Below are 23802 nucleotides of genomic sequence, written 5' to 3'. Positions count from 1 at the left end.
GCTCACAAAACATAACATCAAAGATCAATTAACAATATATGGGTAGATCACAGGAAACCTTTAGTAAAAAAGAAAAAGAAAAGAAAAGGCTTAAAAAGAGGCAGGATAAAGAGCAGAAGAAGGAGGAGCGCAAAGCTTCATCCAGCAAAGGGCAAGGCCTGGACGAGATGCTCGCCTATGTAGACGATGATGGTAACATCACCTCTACCCCACCGGACCCAACCAAGAAAAAGAAAGTGGTGAAGCAGGAGGATATACAGATAGGTGTGCCGAAGCAGGCAGAGCTTGACCCGGCTGACCTGATCAGAACTGGTACCATAACTTTCTTCAACACATCCAAGGGCTACGGCTTTATCAAGGACAGCGATACCGGCGAGAGCATTTTTGTGCATCAGAACGACCTGTCTGGTCCGGTAAAAGAAAACGACAAGGTAAACTTCGAGGTAGAGAAGGGACTAAAAGGGCTGAATGCCGTTAATGTAAAGCTTGTCTAGCTAGAAGCCACTATTCTTAACCTGGCAGTGTCTCCACACTTGCCGGAAGAGACTATTTCGGGTGCCCCTATGGGCACCTTTTTTTATTTCTGTGGGTAGCACGCTTTCCTCTCACCTGCGGTAAACCTTTTCGGCAAATCAGGCATACCACTTCCTCAGCAGTTCATTTTCAACATATATCTCGCATTCAGCGTATTACCAAAACTGCAGGTTGCCTGCACTTTTGGCAGGCGCTGCAGTGATACGAAACTATGGAAAAAACAATCTAGGAAAATGGCTGAAATCAATATTGAGCGAAAAAAGAAGACGATGTGGCCCTGGGTAATCCTGCTGCTGGTAATTATAGCGCTTATTGCCTGGGCACTTTATGAGCTCACCAACGAACCTGATGAGGTGGAATATGAAGAGGTGCCTGCTACCGGCATGGTTGTACCTGCACATACGGAGCATGTTCCAAAATCTATCGCAATAGTATAAAAGCATTAAAAGAATAGAGCTATGAATAACGATGAATTAAGAAACGAGCGCCTGGTGCCGCTGAGTGCCATGAAAGACTATAAAGTGGCCAAAGATAACCCCGACGTGCTTGGCTGGCGTGTAGTGGGTGCCGACGGCGAAAGCCTTGGCATGGTGAAAGACATGATCGTGGACACTGAGGCGATGAAAGTTCGCTACCTCTCTGTGGTGGCTGACCGACGGTTCTTTAACGCAGATTCGGATCAATACCTGCTGGTTCCGATTGGGGTGGCCGCACTCGATAAAAAAGGCAAAAAAGTGTTTATCTCGGCCATAGACTCCAGAACGGTTGGCAGCTACCCTATTTATCCGGGCGGGCCAATTACGGAAGACTATGAGTACGCCGTGCGCGACACGCTACAAAGGTCTCAGCGAGATACCATGCCTGGCACAGCAGAAGACCACAGAGCTGAGTTTAATGAAGCGCTGGAACAGCCGCACAAGTCTCGCCCCGGTTATATTTCCGGTGATTTCTACAACGATGCGACGTTTGATGAGAACCGATTTTATACTTCGGACCAGGAGGTACACCGGGAGAAAAATTACGCTAACCGCGACCACGATCGGGACGAAGAGTTCTCAACCGCAGACCTGCACAGTGAGGAGCGAAGACCTAAAACTGTAGAGGACTCCATCAACACAATTGAAAGACTGGAGCATTTGCGCGAGAAAGGCTCTATTACTGAAGAGGAATTTATACTTCTGAAGAAACGGGCCCTGGACCTGTAGGCGCAGCTTAAACTTTATAATATAACATGACCCGGCCCATTTGATGAAAATACGTCAGATGGGCCATTTTTTGTACGGCTCCGCTTCGCTTTTTATTTCGCTGCCGTAGTTGCTTTCTCCCGCTCCTTTTCTGCCTGCAGCATGTTCTCCATTCCCTTAAAAAAGGCATCCGGGTTAAACGAGATGCTGTTGATACCGTGCTCTACCAGAAACGAGGCGTACTGCGGATAATCACTCGGCGCCTGGCCGCAGAGGCCGACCTTAGTTCCGGTTTGCTTTGCTTTCTGCAGCGTCATCACAATCAGTTGCTGCACCGCTGCATCAAAAGGCGTAAAAATATCGCTCAGCAACCCGGAGTCACGGTCTGCGCCCACGGTAAGCTGTGTCAGGTCGTTGGAGCCGATAGAGAAGCCGTCGAACACCTCTGCGAACTCCTCAGCCAACAGTGCGTTGCTCGGTATCTCCACCATCACGTATACTTCCAGCCCGTTTTCGCCACGCTTCAGGCCATACGTTGCCATCAGGTCAACCACTATTTTGCCCTCCTCTACCGTTCTGCAGAATGGGATCATGAGTTTTACATTGGCCATCCCCATCTCTTCCCGCACCTTTTTCATCGCGCGGCACTCCAGCTCAAAACCCTCCTGGTACAGCGGGTGGTAATAGCGCGAGGCACCCCTAAGCCCGATCATGGGGTTCGCTTCGTTCGGCTCAAACTGGGTACCCCCAACCAGGTTAGCGTACTCATTCGATTTGAAATCACTCATCCGCACGATCACATCCTTGGGGTAAAAGGCGGCCGCAATTATACTTGTCGCCTCGGCCAGCTTCTCTACAAAATAATCTTCCTTGTTCGGGTAGTGGTGCGTGAGCTGCTCTATCTTTTCCCGCGTCTGCTTATCCGTAACTTTATCAAAATTACGCAGCGCCATGGGGTGTATCTGTATGGAGTTATTGATGATGAACTCCATGCGCATCAGCCCCACCCCATCGTTGGGCAGGAAAGAGTATTTGAACGCCTGCTCCGGATCACCAAGTATGAGCATGGCCTGTGTCTGGGGTTTTTCGAGCTTGCTCATGTCGGTTTGCTTCTCGCTCCACTCCAGCTTGCCTTCATACACGTAGCCTGTCTCGCCTCCCGCCGTGGAGACAGTCACCTCCTGTCCGTCCTGTATGGTTTGCGTGGCATTATCCGTACCCAGCACGGCTACGGCGCCCACCTCTCGGGCAACTATAGCGGCATGGCTGGTGCGGCCGCCCTGTTCGGTAATTATGGCGATGGCCTTCTTGAGAATGGGGTCCCAATCGGGGTCGGTTTTGCGGGTCACCAGCACCTCTCCCTCCTGCAGCTTGTCAATCTCATCCGGTGAGTGAAGTATGCGTGCCACGCCAGACACGATGCGGCTGCTAAGGCCTATGCCGGAGCAAAGCACCTTGCCTTCCTCCTTTAAAGTATACTCTGTAAAGAATGCCTGGTTCTTGTGCTGGCTCTGCACTGTTTCGGGTCTGGCCTGCACAATAAACAAGTCGCCGGACTCGCCGTCTTTTGCCCACTCAATATCCATGGGCTGCTTGTAGTGCTCTTCTATGCGCTTGCCCCAACGCGCCAGCTGCACCACTTCCGCATCCTTCAACACAAACTGCTCCTGCTTTTCCGAAGGCGTATCCACGTTTACAATGGCATCCGCCGGGCTTTGCAGCTCCCCCTCCTGCTTCTCGGCATACACCATTGTTTTGGCTTTGCTGCCCAGTTTATGAGAGATGATCGGCTGCTTTGCCTTATCCAGCATCGGCTTGAAAACAACAAACTCATCCGTATTCACAGCGCCCTGCACAATGTTCTCGCCCAAACCCCAGGAACCGGATATCACGACCGCATCCTCAAAACCGGTATCCGGGTCCAGCGTGAACATCACACCGGAGCAGGCTTCATCGGAGCGCACCATCAGCTGTATGCCTACCGACAGGGCCACCTGCATGTGCTCAAATCCATTATCCACCCTGTACTTGATGGCACGATCGGTAAACAGCGATGCATAACTATGGTGGCAGGCATTGTACAGGTTGTGGAGGCCGCTCACGTTCAGATAGGTTTCCAGCTGTCCGGCAAAGCTGGCCGTGGGCAGGTCTTCGGCTGTGGCGCTGCTGCGTACCGCCAACGACACTTTTTCCCCGTATTCTGTTGTAAGGTATCTATACCCCTTCTCAATCTCCCGTCTTATCTCCTCCGGAAACGTAGCGCCCAACACAAGCTCGCGGCATTTCCTGCCCACTTCATTTAAATTTGAGAATTGCTCGGTGTCCAGGCTATCCAGCGCCTGGCTTAGCCGCGAGCGCAGGTCGTTTTGCTCCAGGAAAAACCAGTAGGCAGCAGCGGTAGTGGCAAAGCCGTCGGGCACACTTATACCTTCCGGGTTAAGCTGGTTGAACATCTCTCCCAAGGAGGCGTTTTTGCCCCCCACCTTGCTCAGGTCTTTATAGCTGATCTCTTTGAAAAACTTAATAAATGGCTCCATGGATGAAAAAAAGAGGTAAGGCCTAACACCGGAAAGTGCATCAGGTCAGGAACATTTTATACTTATTTTACTAACGTTTATACTTTTAGCTTGTTTACCCTCCGGCACCCTAAATCGGGCTCCACACCAAAAGCTGATGAAGATCATCTGAATAAGAAAGTATAAAAGCATCTGCTTAGGCGCTTTACCCGTATAATTAAAACTATAATTATTTATAATATCCACATCAAACTGCGCCACCCTTATACTTCCATTACTCTCATTAACCATCAATCTTTATTTATTACTCACTGATATGGTTTCGCCAAACTTAACGGATTATACTTCTGTTGCCTCTGGTTTTAGTTGGGATCGGGAGCAGGCTGGCCTGAGCGGTTTACCTGATAAACAAGGACTAAACATTGCCCACGAAGCCATCGATCGGCATGCATCAGGCGAGTTACAAAACCACACCGCTTTCCGCTTCATCCACAAAGACCTGTCGGTAATGGACTGCTCCTACCAGGATTTTAAGGAGCTTACCAACCGGTTCGCCAATGTGCTGGGCAACCTGGGTATCAGCAAAGGCGACAGGGTGTTTTCCTTTTTGGGGCGCATCCCTGAGTTATACTTTGCCGCGCTGGGCACCCTAAAGAAAGTAGCCGTTTTCTGCCCGCTGTTCAACGTGTTCGGGCCGGACCCTGTGTTTCAGCGCCTGAGCCGTGGCGATGCCAAAGTGCTGGTGACAACCCATGACCTGTTTGAGAAGAAAGTACGGCCTTTGCTGGAGCGGCTGCCAGAACTAAAGTATGTTTTGCTGACGGATGTTGACCACGATGAGAGTGAGCAGATCCGTTCGCTGCCCCGCCTGATGGAGCAGGCCTCAGAAGAATTCACCATACCTCCCACCGATCCCGAAGACCCGGCCCTGCTGCACTTTACCAGCGGCACCACCGGCATGCCCAAAGGCGCACTGCACGTGCACAAGGCGGTGCTGGTGCACTACGTCACGGGCAAGTACGTCCTCGATTTCCACCCCGGGGATGTGTACTGGTGCACCGCCGACCCAGGCTGGGTAACAGGTACCTCCTACGGCATCATCGCCCCGCTGGTAAACGGCGTAACCAATTTGGTGGACGAAGAGGAGTTTGACGCCACCCGCTGGTACTCCATACTGGAGCGGGAGAAAGTGAACATCTGGTATACGGCCCCCACAGGTATTCGCCGCCTGATGCGCATGAATGTCATCCCCCGCGAAAAGTATAACCTGGAGCACCTGCGCCTGATGCTGAGTGTAGGCGAACCGCTGCACGCCGAGGCGGTGGTGTGGGGAGAGAAAAATTTCGGGATGCCCTTCCTGGATAACTGGTGGCAGACGGAAACCGGCGGCATCATGATCGCCAACTACCGGGCCATGCCGGTCCGCCCCGGTTCTATGGGCAAACCGCTGCCGGGTGTGGAGGCCGCCATCGCCGAGGTAACAGACGACAGCTTTACACTGATTGATGAACTCGACAAAGACGGGCACCTGGTACTAAAACGAGGTTGGCCCTCCATGTTCCGCACCTACCTGCACGACGAGGAGCGCTACAGCAAGAGTTTTCGGGGAGACTGGTACATTACCGGTGATCTGGCTCGCCGCGATGCAGACGGGTACTATTGGTTTGTAGGCCGTGCTGATGATATCATCAAAACATCCGGGCATATGGTGGGGCCTTTTGAGGTGGAAAGCGCCCTGATGGAACACCCTGCAGTGGCCGATGCTGCCGTCATCGGCAAACCCGACCCGCTGATTGGGGAGCTGGTAAAAGCTTTTGTGGTACTACAGCCGGGGCAGCAGCAAGACGAAAGTATGAAAACGGACATCACGGCCCATGCCCGCCGCAAACTAGGCCCGGCCGTGGCACCTAAGGAGATCACTTTTATCGATAACCTTCCTAAAACACGCAGCGGCAAGATCCTGCGCCGCCTTCTTAAGGCAAGGGAACTTGGGCTGCCGGAGGGCGATACCTCAACTCTGGAGCAGCCGTGATAAAAGCTGGCTCGGGGTTGTAACCCGTGACTAATAATAATTCGGATTTGCAACCCGTCTGGGCCAGAGGCCCAACCAAAGCCTGCACGAGTCTTAAATCCCGAAGTAACACGGGGCGAGGACGCTCGCACAATGATTTTCTGAAACATGGAACAGCAAGAGCAGCAAAGTATAAATCCGCCACTTGGCAATGAGCAGGCCAAAAAGCTGCTCTACCAGATGCTCCTGATCCGAAAGTTTGAGGAGAAATCAGCGGAAATGTACACCCAGGAGAAGATACGGGGCTTTCTGCATTTATATGTGGGTGAGGAAGCCGTGGCTGTGGGCGTGATGCAGGCCCTGCGCCCCGAGGACAACGTGCTGTGCACCTACCGCGAGCATGGCCATGCACTGGTGCGGGGGCTGAAGCCGGGCGTGATCATGGCAGAGATGTATGGCAGGCAGGAAGGCTGCAGCCGGGGGCGAGGCGGCTCTATGCACCTCTTCGATGCCAAAACGAAATTCTACGGCGGCAACGCCATCGTGGCCGGGCACTTGGCCATGGCGGTAGGCATGGCGCTGGCAGATAAAAAGATGAAGCGCGATCAGCTAACCTGCTGCTTTTTCGGGGAGGGTGCGATGGCGGAGGGTGCTTTTCACGAGGCGATGAACCTGGCGGCGCTGTGGCAGGTACCGGTGCTTTTTTTGTGTGAGAACAACCTTTACGCCATGGGCACCGCGCTTCGCTACACCCATGCCCAAACCAACCTCGAGCTGAAAGGGGCCGCCTTTGGCATCGACTCTTCCACAGTAGACGGAATGGACCTGCTGGCGGTGATAAAAGCAGCCAATACAGCCGTGGCGGCTATCAGAAAGACCGGAAAGCCACACTTCCTGGTCTGCAACACCTACCGCTTCCGGGCCCACTCCATGTTCGACGCCGAGCTGTACCGCGACAAAAGCGAGGTGGAGGAATGGAAGAAACGGGATCCCATTCCTGGCTACTTCAACTACCTTCTCCAGCAACAAATCCTTACTGATGTAGATTTTAAAAAGATAGAAGGGCAGGTAGAACTGGAGGTAAAGCAAGCCGTGGACTTCGCGGAAACCTGCAGCCTGGAACCCGTGGAGGAGCTTACAAAGTATACGTACAGCGAAAAACAGGACTGATGCCGGGGCAACTGATCACATACCGCGAATGCATCAAGCAGGCTATCCGCGAAGCGCTGCAGGCCGATGAGCGCGTGTTTATCATGGGCGAGGATGTAGGCCGTTATGGCGGGGCCTTTGCCGTGAGCAAGAACCTGCTGCAGGAGTTCGGCCCAGAGCGCATCATGGACACCCCCTTATCCGAGGCAGGATTTGTGGGTGCGGGAATTGGCGCCGCGCTGGGTGGCATGCGTCCTATTGTAGAGGTAATGACCGTAAACTTCAGCCTGCTGGCCCTCGACCAGATCGCCAATAACGCGGCCACGCTGCTGCACATGTCGGGCGGGCAGTTTAATGTGCCGCTTGTGATCCGGATGAGTTCCGGCGTTGGCAGGCAGCTGGCCGCACAGCACTCCCACAGCTGGGAACCGCTGTTCGCCCACCTGCCCGGCCTGCGCATACTTTCCGTCGGCACCCACGAGGATGCCCGTTACATGCTGGCCCCTGCCCTCGCAGACCCGGACCCGGTTATCATCTTTGAGTATACCTCCATGCTCAACCTAGAGAAAGAGCTGCCCGACAGCGCGGAAAGTATAGAAATCAGCAAAGCCAAAGTACGACGTGCGGGCAAAGACATTTCCATCATTACCTACGGCACAGGGGTTTACAAAGCCCTGGAAGCGGCCACCGAACTGGCGGCTGCCGGTATAGATGCCGAAGTGGTAGACCTGCGTGTGCTGCGCCCGCTGGATGAGGAAACCATCGTAGCCTCCGTGGCTAAGACAAACCGCGCCTTTTTAGTGGAGGATGCCAGCCGGTCGGTAAGCGTGTCTTCGGAAGTGAGCGCCCGGATCATGGAGCGGTGCTTTTACGACCTGGATGCGCCGGTGCAGCGGCTGTGCGGAGCCGAGGTGCCCATCCCTTACCCGAAGCACCTGGAAGATGCCTCCGTGCCGCAACCCGCCCAAATCGTAACTGCCATTAAAACCCTGCTGCAACATGCTTGAATATAAAATGCCCAGCCTTGGTGCCGACATGGCAAGCGGGTCGCTGCGTGAATGGCGCGTGAAGCCCGGCGACAGGATCAAAAAAGGAGACATCATTGCCGAAATCGAAACCCAGAAAGGAATCATCGAGATTGAGGTATTTGAGGATGGGGTAATCGGTGAGTTACTGGTGAAGGTGGATGAACTGGTGCCGGTGGGCACGTCCATGGCCACCATACTTACGGAGGAAGAAGCCGCCGGCAAAAGACCTGCACCCGCTGAAGCGCCCCGGGAGGAAAAACCAGCGGAAGCCCCTGCTCCCGCTGGTTCGACAACCGAAACTCTCCCGCATCACATCCGGGCATCGCCGCTGGCTAGAAGAATAGCTGAGGAGAAAGGCATTGACATTGCCACCATACAGGGCACAGGTCCGGAGGGAGCCATCCTACGCGAAGATGTGGAGCACGCCATCGCGGCACAGGCAGCGCCTGCAGCAGGCAAAGCAGCAGTAGAGCATGCGGCAGTTCCAGAAGAGGTAACACCCGAGAAACCAGCCCCACCTGTGGCGGAAGAAAAACCCATTCCTGCCGCTGCCACGGCGCAAAGTATACGCATGGCCGTGGCAGCCGCCATGAGCAAGTCGAACCGCGAGGTGCCGCATTATTACTTGGAGACAAAAATTGACATGAGCAAAGCCCTGGCCTGGCTGGCGGATACCAACGGGCAGCGGCCCGTAAAAGAGCGTCTGTTACCAGCCGTGTTGCTAATAAAAGCGGTGGCGAAGGCCTTGAATGACGTGCCTGCACTGAACGCCTGGTGGGAGAACGGCCTGCAGCTAAAAGAAAGTATACACATCGGCTACGTGGTGGCCCTGCGCACAGGCGGCATCATGGTGCCTGCCATACATGATACCGACACCAAATCGGTAGAGGAACTGATGCTTGCGCTGAATGACCTTATTCCGAGGGCAAGAGCACTAAGGCTGCGCAGCTCCGAGCTGGCCGACTCCACCATTACCGTCACCAGTTTGGGTGAGGGAGGTGTGGAGACCGTGTACGGCGTGATCTATCCGCCGCAGGTGGCGCTGGTTGGCTTTGGCGGCATCACGGAGCAACCCTGGTCGGAGAACGGCATGCTCACGGTTCGGCCTGTGCTCACCGCCACCCTGGCCGCCGACCACCGCGCCTCCGACGGAAGCACCGGCAGCAGATTTCTAACAGCCATCAAAAACTACTTACAACAACCTGAAAAACTATGACGCAGGAAGAGATAAAGCAGGCCCTTGTGCAGCGCCTGAAAAGTATAGCCCCCGATACCGAGCCGGGGCAGCTGCAGCCCGACGACAACATCCGCCAGACCCTTGGGATAGACTCCTTCGATTACCTGCAGTTTATCGTGGCGCTGGATGAGCAGTTTGGCATCGAAACACCTGAGGAGGATTATGGCAGGATCCAGACCATGCGGGAGCTAACTGACTATATAGCTGCGCGGGTGAAATCGTAGAAGAACTATACTTTTGCTATGACCGATTTATACTTGCAAACCTGGCAGGAAGCACGTTCCCGCTTCACCAACCTACTCCAAAACATCTCGAAGGAGGACCTATTAAAGAAAATTGGGGCTTCTCCGAACAGCGCAGGTTTCCTGGTGCGGCACATAGGGGATGTGGAGTTTCTGTATGCCAAGAACATCTTCGGCAACCGGGAGCTAAAAGTGTCTGCCAGAACAGTAATGGCGAAGCAGGATACCGGTGAATGGACGAATCTGGAAGAGTTGCTGGTCTACCAGCAGCAGGCGGCGGAGGCACTTCGGGCTGCAATCAAAAGTCAGGCTAATGACGCCTGGGAGGAGACAATAACCACAAAAGAATTCGGCACGAAAACAAAAGCAGAGGCTATGGGCAGAATCATATCTCACACTGCCTACCACGCCGGTCAGTTGGCGCTTTGCCTTAAGTATGGTGTGAGCCAGTAACCCCGCCAACGCAATTTTATACTTCTATGGCGAGCCTAAAAGTATAATCTTCATTGGGTGCATACTTAACAACACTCCAGCTTCTTTTTACTCCCAGCTGCATATTTATACTTCGATTTCCTGAAGAAGCGGCTTGTGTAACCATTGTCACTGAACATGGCTTAAAGTATAGACAAATTTGTTTGAACGAAAAGATAATCCCGAAAAAACCATGCAGGAATTCTGGAACAAACGATACAGCGAAGAGGAAACGGTTTACGGCACAGCGCCTAATGTTTTCTTTAAGGAGCAACTGAGTAAGCTGCAGCCCGGAAAGCTATTGCTACCCGCAGAAGGCGAAGGCAGAAACGCCCTGTATGCGGCCGAGCAGGGCTGGGAGGTGCAGGCCTTTGATTACAGTGAGGCCGGCCAGCAAAAGGCCCTGAAACTAGCTCAGGAACGCGGTGTAAGTATAGATTACCAGTTAACTGAAGCGGATAAGTATAACGCCAAGCCTGATAGCCTGGATGCGGTGGCCCTCATCTACGCCCACTTCCCTCCCGCCCTCCGGCAGGGTTTTCACCGGAAAGTGGTTGGCTGGCTGAAACCGGGCGGCACGGTGATACTGGAGGCTTTCCACCCAAAGCAGCTCGGGTATAACTCAGGCGGGCCAAAGGATGAGGCGATGCTCTATACAGCCGATATGCTGCGCCAGGATTTTAGCGGGCTACAGATAAACCAGCTGGAGGAACTGGAAACAGAGCTTCAGGAGGGGCCTTACCACAGTGGCAAAGGCTTCGTGACCAGGTTAGTGGCTACCAAACCAGCACAGTAACCGAAACATAAATCACTAACACATAAAGCAGGCTGCACAAAAAGCCTCTACACAACATAAGTATATGGAAAAGAAACTAAAGGTTATGGTTCCGGTTGATTTCACGCCGGTATCTTACAAGGCAATGGAGTTTTTGGGATTCCTGATGCAGAGAACCCCGATTGAAACGCACCTGGTGCATGTGGTGCAGGTAAACACCGCCGAGTGGACAGGTGGCACTGAGTCGTCTGAAACGCTGGACAGGGGCGAAATTCGTGCTCTGGACCAGAAGGCGGAGCAGCAGTTTGAGGCCCTGCGCCAGCAGGTAAACTTCGACTTCAGCACCGAGATCCTGCACGGGGGCCTTACCACCACTCTCGCCAAGTATGCCGAGCAGCAGCAGATTGACCTGGTGATTATGGGCACAGAAGGTGCAGAAGGATGGTATGAGCGCATCTCCGGCTCGGAAGCACAGCACGTGGTAAGGTACACCAATGTACCGGTTATCACCATCCACCAGCACGCCTCGCTCACGCCTGTGCAAAATATACTTTGGGTAGCCGATTTTGAGGCGGAGAAACAGCCGCAGCAAAGTATAAATACCCTTAAAACGCTGCAGCAACTCTTCGGTGCCAAGCTTCACCTGCTCCAGATCGTGGACAAGGAGGACGAGGCACACATCACCAGAATAAAAGAAAGAATGCAGCGCTTTGCAGATGAAATGAACCTGCAGAACTACGAGCTGCACTTGCGGCACGACTATAAGGTGCCGGCCGGTGTCCGCAACTTTAACCAGGAAACCGAAATGGACCTGGTGCTGATCGGCACGCATGCGCGCAAAGGGTTTAACCACATCTTCTACGGCAGCATCGCCGAGACGCTTGTCAACCACTGTATCCGTCCGCTCCTGACGTACCACCTGAAGTAGTAAAGGTACTCAGGGGGCGTCGTGTCAAAGCTGCAGCAGCCTCCTCTCTTTCGAGTAGGCTGCTGCAGCTTTTCATTTGAAGCATAATGCGCAACTATGCCAAAAAGCCTGTTTTTCGCGTACAGTTTACGCCAAGCCATACTTCCCGCCAACCTTTATACTTCACCTTAATCCATCACTCCAGAAGTTGACCAATATCATTCTTTCTTCAACAGCTAAAATACTAAATGGCTCGTATACAACGACTTTAAGGTATAACTTTAAGCTACTGCTACAGGATAAAGTATAGATTTCATCAAGTGTAACATATAAAACCAGGTATGGAAGAAACAGTAAACACGATGCCCAGGATAGGCGACAAAGCCCCGGATTTTGAGGCAAACACAACAACCGGGCATCTGAGATTTTCTGATTATAACAAAGGCAGTTGGGTCATCCTTTTCTCGCACCCTGCCGACTTCACCCCAGTCTGCACCACCGAGCTGAGCGGCTTTGCACAGGAGCAGGACGAGTTTTTCGCCAAACACAATACTAAGCTCATCGGTCTGAGCATCGACAGCATCCACTCGCACATTGCCTGGGTCCAAAATGTGCGCGAGAAAACAGGCGTCTACTTCAAATTCCCGATCATCGCCGACATTGACATGAAAGTGGCCAAGCTTTACGGCATGCTGCAGCCCGGTGAGAGCGAGACTGCCGCCGTGCGCGCCGTTTTCATTATAGACCCCGAAGGCATTATCCGCCTGATTATGTACTATCCCCTGAACGTGGGTCGCAACATGGAGGAGATTAAACGGGTGTTGGTGGCGCTGCAGACAGCATCAGAAAACCAGGTAGCGCTGCCGCTGAACTGGCAACCTGGCGACAAGGTAATTGTACCGCCACCGAAAAGCCTGGATGCCCTGGATGAGCGCGTGAACAGCGACCTGGAGATGGTAGACTTCTACCTGGCTAAGAAAAACCTCTAACCTGTGGCCGTACGTTAGTTGGCAAACAAACCGGAGAACGCATAAAAGCCAGCAGGTTTGAATTTATACTTTAAAAGTGAACTAAGGAATAGCTCCTAACCTAACAGCAAGCTTATGTATACGCATTATCAGGTATTAGTAATTGGCGGAGGCACGGCAGGCATCATGCTCTCGGCCAAGCTGCATCGCGAGCAAAAGCACCTGCGCATCGCCATTATAGAGCCTTCCCAAAGTCACTGGTACCAGCCCGCCTGGACATTGGTTGGCGCCGGCACTTTTGACTACGTGGATACCCGCCGCGAGGAGGCATCTGTTATCCCCGAAGGCGTGGATTGGATACAGGATAAAGCCGTAGACATACTTCCGGATGAGCATATGGTTCGCACCGAAACAAGCGGAGAGTACACCTATGATTATCTCGTGGTGGCACCAGGCGCAAAGTATGATTTGGAAGCCATTGAGGGACTGGCCGAGGCAATGCAGCAGCCCAATGTGTGCAGCAACTACATCGACCCGCGCAAAACCTGGAATGTGCTGCTTAACTTTAAGGGCGGGAACGCGGTTTTCACCCAGCCAACCACGCCGATCAAGTGCGGTGGGGCACCCCAAAAGATCATGTACCTGGCCGATGACTATTTCCGGAAAACAGGCGTGCGGGATAAAAGCGAGGTTATCTTCGCCACACCCGGCTCCACGGTATTTGGCGTGAAGGAATTCCTGGCCACACTGCAAGGGGTGATAGAGCGGAAAGACATCATCGTCAGGACTTTTTATGCCCCCATCAAAATAGATGGCGAGCGCAGCGAAATTCACTACAAACGCACCCAACCTGATGCCCCTCCCTTTACACCCGATGAGAAGTTGCATGAACGTGAAGAAGGCCCTGACACTGTGGTGATACCCTACGGCATGCTGCACCTGGCCCCGCCACACGTAGCCCCGGATGTAATCCGCAACAACCCTAAGTTGGCGGTGACCGAGGAAGGAGGTAACAAAGGCTGGCTCGATGTGGACATCCATACCCTGCAGCACAAGCGCTACCCCAACATCTATGGACTGGGAGATATTGCCGCCCTTCCAACCGCTAAAACCGGGGCAGCCGTACGGAAGCAGGCTCCTGTCGTGGCGGCACACCTGCTGGCCCAGATAAACCAGGAAAAGCAGCCGGAACTGCAGTACGGAGGATACTCCTCCTGCCCTTTTATTACCGGTTACGGCAAAATGGTGCTGGCCGAGTTCAAGTATGATAATCTCCGCGACAGCGACCCGCTGATAAGTAAGTTTGTAGATACCACCAAAGAGCAGTGGAGTATGTGGCTGCTGAAGAAGTATGGGTTACCCTGGATGTACTGGAACCTCATGCTGAAAGGCATTATGTAATGTGCTGCCAATGTGACTTAGGTCACTGAGTACAGCAGTTTAGAAACTTATCTTTGTATATACAAATTAGGAAAGTATCTTTAATACCTGCTCAGGTTTGTGAGCAGGAACAAAACACGATGCTTTCCTGCAGAGTATTATAGATCAATAAATCAAAAAACTGAACCATGAAGATAAAACAGTTTGAAGACAAAGGACTAGCGCATTACTCTTATGCCATACTTAGTGAAGAGAACAAAGAAGTGGTGCTGGTAGACCCAGCCCGCGATCCGCAGCCGTATTACGATTATGCACAGGACAACAACGCCAAGATTGTAGGTGTGATTGAAACGCACCCACACGCAGACTTTGTAAGTTCGCACCTAGAGATACACGAAAAAACAGGCGCCACGATTTATGCCCACAGCCTGGTTGGCGCCGACTACCCGCATAAGGCTTTTGACGAGGGTGATACACTACAAATCGGCGAAGTAACCTTCAGATCGATACACACCCCGGGCCACTCGCCGGATGGCATCAGCATCGTGGCGGAGCATGAGGGTAAGGATGTAGCTGTATTTACCGGTGATACCTTGTTCATCGGGGATGTGGGCCGCCCGGATTTACGCGAGAGTGCCGGTAACATCACTGCTAAGCGCGAGGAACTGGCCCGCCAGATGTACCAAAGCACCCGCGAGAAGCTCATGAAGCTGGATGATGACGTAACGGTTTACCCGGCGCACGGTGCAGGCACCCTGTGCGGTAAAGGCCTGAGCGAGGCCAACAGCAGCACCATCGGAGCCGAGAAGCGCAGCAACTACGCTCTGCAGGATATGAGCGAGGACGAATTCGTGAAAATCCTGACCGAAGACCAGCCATTTATACCGAAGTACTTTGGCTATGATGTGGGCCTGAACAAACAGGGTGCCCCCTCCTACCAGCAAAGTATAAAAGGCGTTGCCAGGCTGGAGAAAAACTTTAAGCCGGAGGGTAGCGCCATCGTGGTAGACGCCCGCAGCGAGAGCACCTTCAAGAAAGGCCACTACCAGGGAGCCATCAACATACAGAACGGTGGTAAATTCGAAACTTGGCTGGGAAGTATAGTTGGCCCAAGCGAGAGCTACTACCTGGTGGCCGAAAGCGAGGAAGAACTCTCTGAACTGATCACCAAAGCCGCCAAGATCGGTTACGAGCTCCTGATCAAGGGTGCCTTTGTGATGGATGCAGCGGCTGATGTGAAATCCCCACAGATTGATGTGGAGGAGTTTAAACAGCACCAGGGGGACTATACCATCGTGGATATCCGAAATGCGTCGGAGGTGAAGGGTGGCAAATTCTTCGATAAGGCCATTAACATTCCGCTGCCGGAACTGCGTGAGCGCGCTAATGAAATACCGAAAGACAAGCCAGTGGTGGTGCATTGCGCCGGTGGTTACCGCTCTGCAGCAGGCAGCAGCATTGTAGAGGCCGCCCTTCCGGATGTAAAAGTGCTGGACCTTAGCGAAGCCGTGAACGACTTCAAAAACGGCCAGTAGCAAGTATAAACAAACCAAATTGCCAGTGCGGGTGCCTTTGTGCCCGCACTGGTTTTTTATTTAAATGCGTATCTTTCGTATTCAATAGTAAACACAACAGTATACTTTAATAATATCATCCTATCATCCACTAACTGAACCCACTGAACATACTACTATGGAAATTCTGGATAAAGAAATCGTACTGAAACAGTTTCCTCAACTAGAGCAACCCCTGCTGGACGAGCTCCTGGCGCAAAGCACCTTAAAAGAGGTAGAGGAAGGCGAAGAGGCGATGCGCACCGGCCAATACATCAAATCAACGATTTTGCTGCTCAGCGGCCTTCTGAAAGTATACCGGGAAGATGACGAAGGGAATGAATTCCTGATGTACTACCTGGAGCCCGGCAGCGCCTGTGCCCTGTCCATGATGTGCACCGCCCGAAACGAGCAAAGCCAGATAAAAGCCAAAGCCGTAACCAGGTCCGAAGTCATACTTGTGCCGTCTCACCTGTCCGAAATGTGGCTGGGCAAGTATAAGACCTGGCATAACTTCGTGATAGCCTCTTACCGGCAGCGCTTCGAGGAGCTACTGCAAACCCTGGACAGTGTTGCCTTTAAAGGGCTCGACGAGCGCCTGCTGTTCTACCTGAAGCGCCACGTAAAGGTAAGCGGCAAAGAGGTAAGGCTTTCTCACCAGCAAATTGCCGATGAACTGAACAGCTCCCGCGAGGTAATTTCCAGGCTGCTCAAAAAGCTTGAGCAAACCGGCGCCATCACCCTGCACCGTAACTACATAGAGGTGCACGACCTGGACGTAGTATAGCCTTCCCACGCGCAGCAGCTTGCGCCTCCCCAAATTATACTTTAGGCAGATGCAGCAAGTACACAAAGCTTGCTGCAGGTTTCGCTTCCCGATTTATGCTTTGGGTCAGACGAAAATCCGTTTCCTCCGCTGGCGAATACTTTATGAAAGTGCCAGCGGGGGAAACAGATTAATATATAGTAATTATCTTTATACTCAGCGGCCATTTTACCCATCCGTACTGCTAACGCAAAAACCCTACTATTTAGCTACTTACACCCACCCACAAGGTTTATCTCATCCGGTAAACTTTACCTAAAAATCGCCCTCTGTGATAATAGTCACTGTATCTCCTTTTGCCATTATATACTTTTGTATCAGTAAAAACTAATACACTCGTATCACTTAACAACACACTAAAACACAAACTATCAATGGAAATACTTGGATATATTGCAGCCTTGATGATTGGACTTTCGCTGGGCTTAATTGGCGGTGGCGGCTCTATCCTTACGGTGCCGGTATTGGTTTACCTCATAGGGCTAAGCCCGGTAATTTCTACCGCTTACTCGCTATTTATTGTGGGCCTTACAAGTTTGGTAGGTTCATATAAGTTTTACAAAAAAGGGTTGGTAAGCCTTAAAACAGCCGTGGTATTCGGTTTGCCATCTATTGTGGCCGTTTACGTTACCCGGCGCTACATTGTACCAGCCATACCTGACAATCTGTTCACGGTGGGTGACCTGGTGGTAACCAAGGGCGTACTGCTTATGCTGCTGTTTGCCGGCCTTATGGTGTTTGCCTCTATCAGCATGATCAAGAAGAAAAAAGAAACGCCTGCTGACCCGGCCGAACCTGTAGACGAGAATATCGACACAGAGCTTGACGTAGAGCACGAGAACCCGAATGCTCCGCACCCGAAGCCAAAATTCAACTATGGCGGCATTCTGGCTGAAGGCGTAGTAGTTGGTACGCTAACGGGTCTGGTTGGTGCAGGTGGCGGATTCCTGATTATCCCGGCGCTGGTGCTGTTCAGTAAACTCGATATGAAAATGGCCGTGGGTACCTCCCTGCTGATTATTGCGGTTAAGTCGCTGTTCGGCTTCATTGGCGACATTTACAACTATGAGATCAACTGGCTGTTCCTGGCGATCTTCTCTACCATCTCCATTGCAGGCATCTTCATCGGGTCTTTCCTGTCAACCAAGATCCATGCAGATAAACTGAAGACTTCTTTTGGATGGTTCGTGCTGCTGATGGGTCTTTACATCTTCGCAAAAGAACTTTTCTTCTAAAAATATCCCTAGGTGACCAAAGTCACTGATAAGGGCTGATAATCTTACGATATTTGTATTGTCATCCAGCATTAGGACGACACAAATTATAGGAGCTTAAATTACTAAAACCCAATAACCATGAAAGTAGAACAGATCTATACCGGCTGCCTGGCACAAGGCGCTTACTACATCGAGAGCAATGGCGAGGCCGTAATCATTGACCCGCTTCGCGAGATAAAACCATACCTGGAGAAAGCAGAGAAGGATAGCGCTAAGATCAAGTATGTTTTAGAGACGCACTTCCATGCTGATTTCGTATCTGGCCACGTGGATCTGGCAAAAGCTACTGGCGCAAAGATTGTTTTCGGCCCGAATGCACAGCCAACCTTTGAGGCGCACATCGCTAAAGACGGCGAGGAACTGAAAGTGGGTGACGTGACTATTAAGGTGCTGCACACACCTGGCCATACCATGGAATCTACCACTTACCTGCTGAAGGATGAGAATGGTAAGGATTACGGTATCTTCTCCGGCGACACCCTGTTTATCGGTGATGTTGGCCGTCCGGACTTGGCGGTGAAGTCTGACCTGACCGAAGAGCAACTAGCTGAGCACCTGTACGATTCGCTGCGCACCAAGATCATGCCTTTGGCTGATGACGTGATCGTTTACCCGGCTCACGGTGCCGGTTCTGCCTGCGGTAAGAATATGAGCAAGGAGACAACCGACCTGCTGGGCAACCAGAAAAAGAACAACTACGCCCTGAGAGCCGACATGACGAAGGAAGAATTCGTGAAAGAGGTGACAGAAGGCCTGCTTCCTCCTCCGGGATACTTTCCGTTGAACGTGAAGATGAACAAGGAAGGCTATGCCAGCATTGACGACGTGATGGCCCAGGGCCTGCAGGAGCTTTCTCCGGAGGCATTTGAGGCGGCTGCTAATGAAACCGGCGCACTGGTACTGGATACCCGCAAGCCGGAAGATTTCACAAAAGGCTTCATCCCGAACTCCGTGAGCATCGGAATTGACGGCAACTTCGCCCCATGGGTGGGAGCCCTTATCCCGGACATCCAGCAGCCGATCCTGATCGTTGCCGACCAGGGCCGTGAAGAAGAAGTGGTAACCAGACTGGCACGCGTAGGATACGATAATGCTATCGGCTTCCTGAAAGGTGGTTTCCAGAGCTGGAAAGATGCTGGTCAGGAAGTAGACACTATCCAGTCGATCTCTGCTGAGGAGTTTGCCAAGCGTTACGAGCAGAACAGCACAATGAAGGTGGTGGATGTACGTAAGCCAAGCGAGTACCAGGCTGAGCACGTAGAGACAGCCCAGAGCGCTCCGCTTGACTACCTGAACGAGCACCTGGCCGAGCTGTCAAAAGACGAGGACCTGTACCTGCACTGTGCTGGCGGTTACCGCTCTATGATTGCGGCGTCTATCCTGAAGGCAAGAGGTTTCGATAAACTGGTAAACGTAGAGGGTGGTTTCAAGGCGATTGCCGAGACAAACGTACCTAAAACAGCTTTCGTTTGCCCATCAACCCTTAAGTAATAGCAGTTTGTGTTGGGGTTGCCTGCAAGTATAGGGCAGCCCCGACTACTGCCTTACTCCCTGTCTGTACTTAGTGCCGGATATTAAGACCTGCGTGATTAAAGTCACTGAATCAGCGTAATGCTTTTCCGACCTTTGTACAGTAATCAGTTAAAGTATAAACTAGTAAAAGATTCAAAGTCATGTTCAATATTTTCAAATCCGCTCCAAAGAACTATGAGGACCTGGACGGAAAAACTTTTAAAACGAAGTTTGAAGCAACGCCTAAGGCAAAGCTTCTGGACGTAAGAACACCAGGCGAGTTTTCTGCGGGCACCATCAAAGGAGCCCAGAACATAGATGTTACTTCCGCACAGTTTCAGTCAGCGCTGAAGACGCTGGACAAAGACAAGGAGTACTTCCTGTTCTGCCGCAGCGGAAACCGCAGCGGGTCGGCCTGCAAAATGATGGCTGACCAAGGTTTTAAAGTATACAATCTGGCCGGAGGTATTGGCGCCTGGCCTAGGTAACAGCTCTGACATGCATGTGCAGATAAGGTGCGGCTAAATGCATCTTATTTGCCTGCTACTACTACAACACTACCACCATTATCAACACCATTAACTTAAACATTATGTTAGAATTCATTAGCCAGCCATGGCCATGGTATGTATCAGGCTTCCTGATTGTCTTTGTGATGGTCGTGCTGCTGTTCTTCGGTAAGTCTTTTGGCTTCTCGGCCAACCTGCGTACTATCTGCTCTGCATGCGGTGCGGGTAAAACAGCAAAGTTTTTCGATTTCGACTGGCGCAGCCAGGTATGGAACCTCTTGTTCCTGGTAGGAGCCATTTTGGGAGGTTTAATTTCAGCGCAGTTCCTAAACGGAAACGCCCCGGTTGATATCTCTCAGGCAACTGTTCAGGATCTGACAGCACTTGGCTTCTCAGCCCCGGACGACCTGCAGCCTGAGGAGATCTTTAGCCTGGAGGCAATATTTACACTAAAAGGATTCCTGGTGCTGCTGCTTGGCGGTTTTGCCATCGGGTTCGGAGCGCGTTACGCGGGTGGTTGTACCTCAGGCCACGCCATCAGTGGCTTGTCTAACCTGCAGCTGCCATCGCTTATTGCTGTGGTCGGCTTTTTCATCGGAGGTCTAATCACCACCTTTCTGCTGATGCCGCTTATCTTTTAATGAATGATAAGTAATGAATGATGACTGTTGTTTAGTGAGTAATAAAGTGGTTTCGCTCTATAATCTGTTTACAGCAATCATTTAACTATTGTCGTCATACATCATTCTAAATTAATTGTTCATTCATCATTAGTAATTCTTAATTATTCGTACCGTGAAAGGATTAAAATATATAATCGCCGGCATTTTGTTCGGCATTGTCATGAGTAAGTCGGAGGCCATTTCGTGGTACCGTATCCAGGAGATGTTCCGCTTCCAGGCGTTCCACATGTATGGCATCATCGGCACGGCCGTAGTGCTGGGTGTCATCGTTACTTACATCATCAAGAAGTATAACCTGCGCGATTACCAGGGCAACCCGATCGTGTTCCACCCGAAGGAGATGTCTATTCCGCGCTACCTGATCGGGGGTACCATCTTCGGACTTGGCTGGGCGCTTACAGGAGCCTGCCCTGGCCCTATGTTCGTAAACATTGGCCACGCTTACTGGGCAATTATTGTAGCCGTGGTAGGTGCTCTGGTAGGAACATACCTGTATGGTGTGCTACGCGACAGGTTACCTCACTAAGTTTAAGTATAAAAGTATAACACATAATACAGCCGTGTTGCCAACTCGCAGCAGGAAGCAGCAGCACGGCTTGTTTAACCTCATCAACACTATGTTGGTGTTTTGGTGGATGTAGAGCGCTCTGTTAAACTGGTTTTCGTCAAGTTTTTGGCTGCCGGATACAGCGCGCTCTTTCCGTTTATACTTTAACTACAAGAAAATATATATGCGGAGCAGCTTCTTGCGGGCTTTTAAAAAGTGTGCTTAACAATAATTAGCTTCATCCAACACAAAGCCTTTAAACGCTTGCAACGGAACACATGATTCTGTATTTTTGTTAGAAGAGGCATACAGGCAAAAACACCATTCTTAAATGCCTGTTCCCGAGGAAAGGAATGCCAGTTGGTTTGCTAACTACTGGTTTACCCTTAAGAAGACATATGAGGAACTACCTTCTTTTATTTATCAGCACCATACTTTTGCTGTTTGCCCTGCCCCGCTACGGCAGCAACGGGAACAGCATTCCCGGTATGGAGAAAGCTGTGGTAAAAAAAGCATGTACCTATAAAAGACTCGTGAAGCGCAACTGCGTAAAGGGTTGCCTTAAACACCAGACGCATTCAGAACAGCAAAACACAGCCGGCGTGGTAATAGACTGCAGCCAGCCGTTTTATGCTATCGTTAATCCGCTGGAAGAGCAGTTGCTGCACGCGTTGGTGTTACGCCAGGACAACGTGCAGCCGCTTACCCCCAAGCCCCTCTCCCCTCCTCTGGAGATAGAGCCCGACCCACCTCGGTTTTCTTAAATTACTGTACACGTAAGGCAGTCCGCTTTAGGGCCTCCTTGTTTTGTGCTATACTTTATATCCTGCTCTTTCAGGGCAAGTATACAGGCAATCTCTGCCTGGAGTATGGCTATGCAGATCAATCTTAAGAAAACTAAATCTTGTTATCATGGAAAATACGCCATTGCAAAAGGCTTCCTTCCTGGTGCTCCGCATCTTGGGCAGCCTTCTCTATATTTTAGCAGGCATCCTTCATTTAGCTAAAACCGCTGAACCAACTGCCCGTCTTGAGAAAGCCGCTTTTGCACCTCTGGTAACCTGGATAGCCCCTGCCGAAACCCTGATCATACTTTCGGGAATAGGTTTGCTACTGGGCGGTGTACTGTTGTTTGTAGGCTTTAGAACAAGGCTGGCAGCCCTGGCGCTTGCCGGCATACTTGTGCCGATAACCCTTACCGTTCAGGTAAACAACCCGGAGGGCGCAGGCCCGCTGTTCAAGAATGTGGCCCTGCTGGGCATACTTTTCTTCTTTATGGTAAACGGTGCACGTTACTATAGCCTGGATCAAGTTTTAGAAGCGAAAAAGAAAATCAAGAAAAATATGAAAGTAGTACATAGTGGAAAATATGTAGCGATGCTGGCTACTGCAATTATGTTCGTTTTAGGCTCATGCGCTACAGGCACAACAGTGGCGCAGACTCCTCCTGCTACGGCGCAAGGTGCGGCAACTGCTGCGGCTAAAAAAGATTATGCTGTGCTTATCAGCCAGCCAAACCACCTGAAAGCCGCTGTGAACACCGCCCAGACAATTAAATCGGACAGCAAGTATAACAGCAACAGCTTTGTGATCATGGCCTGCGGCAAGTCTGTGGAGGCTTTCCTGAAGGATAGTAAAATGGTCCAGGAGTTTGAGGCAGGCAAGGCAGCAGGCGTTACCTACCGCATCTGCGGCATGTCGATGAAGAAGTTTAACATTGACAAAAGCCAGCTGATGGACGGTGTGGAGGTAGTGCCGAACGGCCTCACCCACATGTTTGACCTGCAACTGCAGGGCTACAACACCGTGGAGCTTTAAGCACGACATTTAGAACAACTAATAAAAAACATTATCATGGATAAGAAGAAATTTTCGATCAAGAGCATACCGGGGTGGGCAGTAATGCTGGGCATTTTCGGTATTTTATACTTAACCGGCCTGCATACAGAGGCCATTGGCCAGGTGCAGCGCCTGCTGCTGGCAACCGGCATAAAGAACGCCGATGTGCCGGAGACACTGCAAAACCCTGACGCTACCGCCGTAGTGGAGGCATCAGCTGCGGCTGGCTCGCCGATGGCGGGTGCCGGCTTTAAAATGGTAGACCTGAACGGCAAGCAGGTTAACTTCGAGAGCCTGAAGGGCAAAGTGGTTTTCATGAACATCTGGGCTACCTGGTGCCCTCCGTGTGTGGCCGAGATGCCGAACATCCAGAAGCTGTACGAGAAAGTAGGCTCTGACAAGATCACCTTCGTAATGCTTTCGGTGGATGAAGGCGGCATGGAGAAAGTAAAGAAGTTTATCGACAAGAAAGGCTTTACGTTCCCGGTTTACATGCCGGCCAGCCAGTTTCCGCAGGAGTTTTACTCAAATGCTATCCCTACCACGTTCATTATCTCGCCAGAGGGTAAGATAGTGGCCAAGCAGGAAGGTATGGCTGACTACGATACCAAGGAGGTGCGCGAGTTCCTGCAAGGTATGGCGAAGAAGTAACAC

Annotated in this window: 24 protein-coding genes; 23 read left to right on the top strand and 1 reads right to left on the bottom strand. The window is 51.6% G+C overall.

What is annotated here, in order from left to right; genetic code table 11:
• The first annotated feature begins 38 nt into the window (after positions 1–38).
• From OO017_RS03705 to OO017_RS03695, 3 genes are all read left to right on the top strand, one after another.
• Positions 39–494: a cold-shock protein gene (locus tag OO017_RS03705; protein WP_266051099.1), complete on the top strand. Its 456-nt coding sequence runs from the start codon at positions 39–41 to the stop codon at positions 492–494.
• A gap of 273 nt (positions 495–767) precedes the next feature.
• Positions 768–971 carry a hypothetical protein gene (locus OO017_RS03700; RefSeq protein ID WP_266051098.1) on the top strand — a complete coding sequence of 68 codons (204 nt, stop codon included), beginning with the start codon at positions 768–770 and terminating at the stop codon, positions 969–971.
• Between the two features lie 21 nt (positions 972–992).
• The gene (locus tag OO017_RS03695) at positions 993–1739 is read left to right on the top strand and encodes a PRC-barrel domain-containing protein (RefSeq protein ID WP_266051097.1); all 747 of its coding nucleotides are present in this window, start codon (positions 993–995) and stop codon (positions 1737–1739) included.
• Between the two features lie 92 nt (positions 1740–1831).
• On the opposite strand, the gene ppsA is transcribed toward OO017_RS03695, so the two are convergent.
• Positions 1832–4255: a phosphoenolpyruvate synthase gene (gene ppsA / locus OO017_RS03690; protein WP_266051096.1), complete on the bottom strand. Its 2424-nt coding sequence runs from the start codon at positions 4253–4255 to the stop codon at positions 1832–1834.
• Positions 4256–4550: 295 nt separating this feature from the next.
• On the opposite strand from ppsA, the gene acsA reads away from it, so the two are divergent.
• The 20 genes from acsA (at position 4551) to OO017_RS03590 (ending at position 23799) form a co-directional block, all read left to right on the top strand.
• On the top strand, positions 4551–6266 hold the full coding sequence (gene acsA / locus OO017_RS03685; RefSeq protein WP_266051095.1) for an acetate--CoA ligase: 1716 nt from the start codon (positions 4551–4553) through the stop codon (positions 6264–6266).
• 147 nt (positions 6267–6413) lie between these two features.
• Positions 6414–7415: a pyruvate dehydrogenase (acetyl-transferring) E1 component subunit alpha gene (gene pdhA, locus OO017_RS03680; RefSeq protein WP_266051094.1), complete on the top strand. Its 1002-nt coding sequence runs from the start codon at positions 6414–6416 to the stop codon at positions 7413–7415.
• On the top strand, positions 7415–8401 hold the full coding sequence (locus OO017_RS03675; protein WP_266051093.1) for an alpha-ketoacid dehydrogenase subunit beta: 987 nt from the start codon (positions 7415–7417) through the stop codon (positions 8399–8401). Before pdhA ends, OO017_RS03675 begins: the two co-directional genes overlap by 1 nt.
• A complete protein-coding gene (locus OO017_RS03670) occupies positions 8394–9638 on the top strand; it encodes a dihydrolipoamide acetyltransferase family protein (protein ID WP_266051092.1) in 1245 nt (414 codons plus the stop codon). Before OO017_RS03675 ends, OO017_RS03670 begins: the two co-directional genes overlap by 8 nt.
• Complete coding sequence (locus tag OO017_RS03665; RefSeq protein ID WP_266051091.1) at positions 9635–9883, top strand: acyl carrier protein; 249 nt, start codon at positions 9635–9637, stop codon at positions 9881–9883. Before OO017_RS03670 ends, OO017_RS03665 begins: the two co-directional genes overlap by 4 nt.
• An 18-nt stretch (positions 9884–9901) precedes the next feature.
• Positions 9902–10354 (top strand): DinB family protein, encoded by a 453-nt coding sequence (locus OO017_RS03660; RefSeq protein ID WP_266051090.1) that lies wholly within the window; start codon positions 9902–9904, stop codon positions 10352–10354.
• 211 nt (positions 10355–10565) lie between these two features.
• The gene (locus OO017_RS03655; RefSeq protein ID WP_266051089.1) at positions 10566–11168 is read left to right on the top strand and encodes a class I SAM-dependent methyltransferase; all 603 of its coding nucleotides are present in this window, start codon (positions 10566–10568) and stop codon (positions 11166–11168) included.
• Positions 11169–11232: 64 nt separating this feature from the next.
• Complete coding sequence (locus OO017_RS03650; RefSeq protein ID WP_266051088.1) at positions 11233–12075, top strand: universal stress protein; 843 nt, start codon at positions 11233–11235, stop codon at positions 12073–12075.
• Positions 12076–12395: 320 nt separating this feature from the next.
• On the top strand, positions 12396–13043 hold the full coding sequence (locus tag OO017_RS03645) for a peroxiredoxin (RefSeq protein WP_266051087.1): 648 nt from the start codon (positions 12396–12398) through the stop codon (positions 13041–13043).
• A gap of 114 nt (positions 13044–13157) precedes the next feature.
• Positions 13158–14423 (top strand): NAD(P)/FAD-dependent oxidoreductase, encoded by a 1266-nt coding sequence (locus OO017_RS03640; protein ID WP_266051086.1) that lies wholly within the window; start codon positions 13158–13160, stop codon positions 14421–14423.
• A gap of 167 nt (positions 14424–14590) precedes the next feature.
• Entirely contained in the window at positions 14591–15937 is a 1347-nt protein-coding gene (locus OO017_RS03635) for an MBL fold metallo-hydrolase (protein ID WP_266051085.1), read from the top strand.
• A gap of 157 nt (positions 15938–16094) precedes the next feature.
• Complete coding sequence (locus OO017_RS03630; protein WP_266051084.1) at positions 16095–16742, top strand: Crp/Fnr family transcriptional regulator; 648 nt, start codon at positions 16095–16097, stop codon at positions 16740–16742.
• A gap of 413 nt (positions 16743–17155) precedes the next feature.
• Positions 17156–18016, top strand: coding sequence for a sulfite exporter TauE/SafE family protein (locus tag OO017_RS03625; protein ID WP_266051083.1), 861 nt, complete (start codon positions 17156–17158; stop codon positions 18014–18016).
• A 120-nt stretch (positions 18017–18136) separates the two neighbouring features.
• Positions 18137–19549, top strand: a complete 1413-nt coding sequence (locus tag OO017_RS03620; protein WP_266051082.1) for an MBL fold metallo-hydrolase — start codon at positions 18137–18139, stop codon at positions 19547–19549.
• Between the two features lie 182 nt (positions 19550–19731).
• Entirely contained in the window at positions 19732–20058 is a 327-nt protein-coding gene (locus tag OO017_RS03615) for a rhodanese-like domain-containing protein (protein ID WP_266051081.1), read from the top strand.
• A gap of 104 nt (positions 20059–20162) precedes the next feature.
• Positions 20163–20720 carry a YeeE/YedE family protein gene (locus tag OO017_RS03610; RefSeq protein ID WP_266051080.1) on the top strand — a complete coding sequence of 186 codons (558 nt, stop codon included), beginning with the start codon at positions 20163–20165 and terminating at the stop codon, positions 20718–20720.
• A 154-nt stretch (positions 20721–20874) separates the two neighbouring features.
• The gene (locus OO017_RS03605) at positions 20875–21288 is read left to right on the top strand and encodes a YeeE/YedE family protein (protein WP_266051079.1); all 414 of its coding nucleotides are present in this window, start codon (positions 20875–20877) and stop codon (positions 21286–21288) included.
• 419 nt (positions 21289–21707) lie between these two features.
• Positions 21708–22073, top strand: coding sequence for a hypothetical protein (locus OO017_RS03600; RefSeq protein WP_266051078.1), 366 nt, complete (start codon positions 21708–21710; stop codon positions 22071–22073).
• Between the two features lie 148 nt (positions 22074–22221).
• Positions 22222–23127, top strand: a complete 906-nt coding sequence (locus OO017_RS03595) for a DsrE family protein (protein ID WP_266051077.1) — start codon at positions 22222–22224, stop codon at positions 23125–23127.
• 36 nt (positions 23128–23163) lie between these two features.
• On the top strand, positions 23164–23799 hold the full coding sequence (locus OO017_RS03590) for a TlpA family protein disulfide reductase (RefSeq protein ID WP_266051076.1): 636 nt from the start codon (positions 23164–23166) through the stop codon (positions 23797–23799).
• Positions 23800–23802: the final 3 nt, after the last annotated feature.

Origin of the sequence: Pontibacter anaerobius, from assembly GCF_026241195.1 — a bacterium.
GTDB lineage: Bacteria > Bacteroidota > Bacteroidia > Cytophagales > Hymenobacteraceae > Pontibacter > Pontibacter anaerobius.
This window is presented reverse-complemented; position numbering and strand designations above follow the sequence as displayed.

Excerpts from the sequence above, each read along its gene's own strand:
- OO017_RS03705 (WP_266051099.1), top strand. The coding sequence starts at position 39 with ATGGGTAGATCACAGGAAACCTTTAGTAAAAAAGAAAAAGAAAAGAAA.
- OO017_RS03700 (WP_266051098.1), top strand. The coding sequence starts at position 768 with ATGGCTGAAATCAATATTGAGCGAAAAAAGAAGACGATGTGGCCCTGG.
- OO017_RS03695 (WP_266051097.1), top strand. The coding sequence starts at position 993 with ATGAATAACGATGAATTAAGAAACGAGCGCCTGGTGCCGCTGAGTGCC.
- ppsA (WP_266051096.1), bottom strand. The coding sequence starts at position 4,255 with ATGGAGCCATTTATTAAGTTTTTCAAAGAGATCAGCTATAAAGACCTG.
- acsA (WP_266051095.1), top strand. The coding sequence starts at position 4,551 with ATGGTTTCGCCAAACTTAACGGATTATACTTCTGTTGCCTCTGGTTTT.
- pdhA (WP_266051094.1), top strand. The coding sequence starts at position 6,414 with ATGGAACAGCAAGAGCAGCAAAGTATAAATCCGCCACTTGGCAATGAG.
- OO017_RS03675 (WP_266051093.1), top strand. The coding sequence starts at position 7,415 with ATGCCGGGGCAACTGATCACATACCGCGAATGCATCAAGCAGGCTATC.
- OO017_RS03670 (WP_266051092.1), top strand. The coding sequence starts at position 8,394 with ATGCTTGAATATAAAATGCCCAGCCTTGGTGCCGACATGGCAAGCGGG.
- OO017_RS03665 (WP_266051091.1), top strand. The coding sequence starts at position 9,635 with ATGACGCAGGAAGAGATAAAGCAGGCCCTTGTGCAGCGCCTGAAAAGT.
- OO017_RS03660 (WP_266051090.1), top strand. The coding sequence starts at position 9,902 with ATGACCGATTTATACTTGCAAACCTGGCAGGAAGCACGTTCCCGCTTC.
- OO017_RS03655 (WP_266051089.1), top strand. The coding sequence starts at position 10,566 with ATGCAGGAATTCTGGAACAAACGATACAGCGAAGAGGAAACGGTTTAC.
- OO017_RS03650 (WP_266051088.1), top strand. The coding sequence starts at position 11,233 with ATGGAAAAGAAACTAAAGGTTATGGTTCCGGTTGATTTCACGCCGGTA.
- OO017_RS03645 (WP_266051087.1), top strand. The coding sequence starts at position 12,396 with ATGGAAGAAACAGTAAACACGATGCCCAGGATAGGCGACAAAGCCCCG.
- OO017_RS03640 (WP_266051086.1), top strand. The coding sequence starts at position 13,158 with ATGTATACGCATTATCAGGTATTAGTAATTGGCGGAGGCACGGCAGGC.
- OO017_RS03635 (WP_266051085.1), top strand. The coding sequence starts at position 14,591 with ATGAAGATAAAACAGTTTGAAGACAAAGGACTAGCGCATTACTCTTAT.
- OO017_RS03630 (WP_266051084.1), top strand. The coding sequence starts at position 16,095 with ATGGAAATTCTGGATAAAGAAATCGTACTGAAACAGTTTCCTCAACTA.
- OO017_RS03625 (WP_266051083.1), top strand. The coding sequence starts at position 17,156 with ATGGAAATACTTGGATATATTGCAGCCTTGATGATTGGACTTTCGCTG.
- OO017_RS03620 (WP_266051082.1), top strand. The coding sequence starts at position 18,137 with ATGAAAGTAGAACAGATCTATACCGGCTGCCTGGCACAAGGCGCTTAC.
- OO017_RS03615 (WP_266051081.1), top strand. The coding sequence starts at position 19,732 with ATGTTCAATATTTTCAAATCCGCTCCAAAGAACTATGAGGACCTGGAC.
- OO017_RS03610 (WP_266051080.1), top strand. The coding sequence starts at position 20,163 with ATGTTAGAATTCATTAGCCAGCCATGGCCATGGTATGTATCAGGCTTC.
- OO017_RS03600 (WP_266051078.1), top strand. The coding sequence starts at position 21,708 with ATGAGGAACTACCTTCTTTTATTTATCAGCACCATACTTTTGCTGTTT.
- OO017_RS03595 (WP_266051077.1), top strand. The coding sequence starts at position 22,222 with ATGGAAAATACGCCATTGCAAAAGGCTTCCTTCCTGGTGCTCCGCATC.
- OO017_RS03590 (WP_266051076.1), top strand. The coding sequence starts at position 23,164 with ATGGATAAGAAGAAATTTTCGATCAAGAGCATACCGGGGTGGGCAGTA.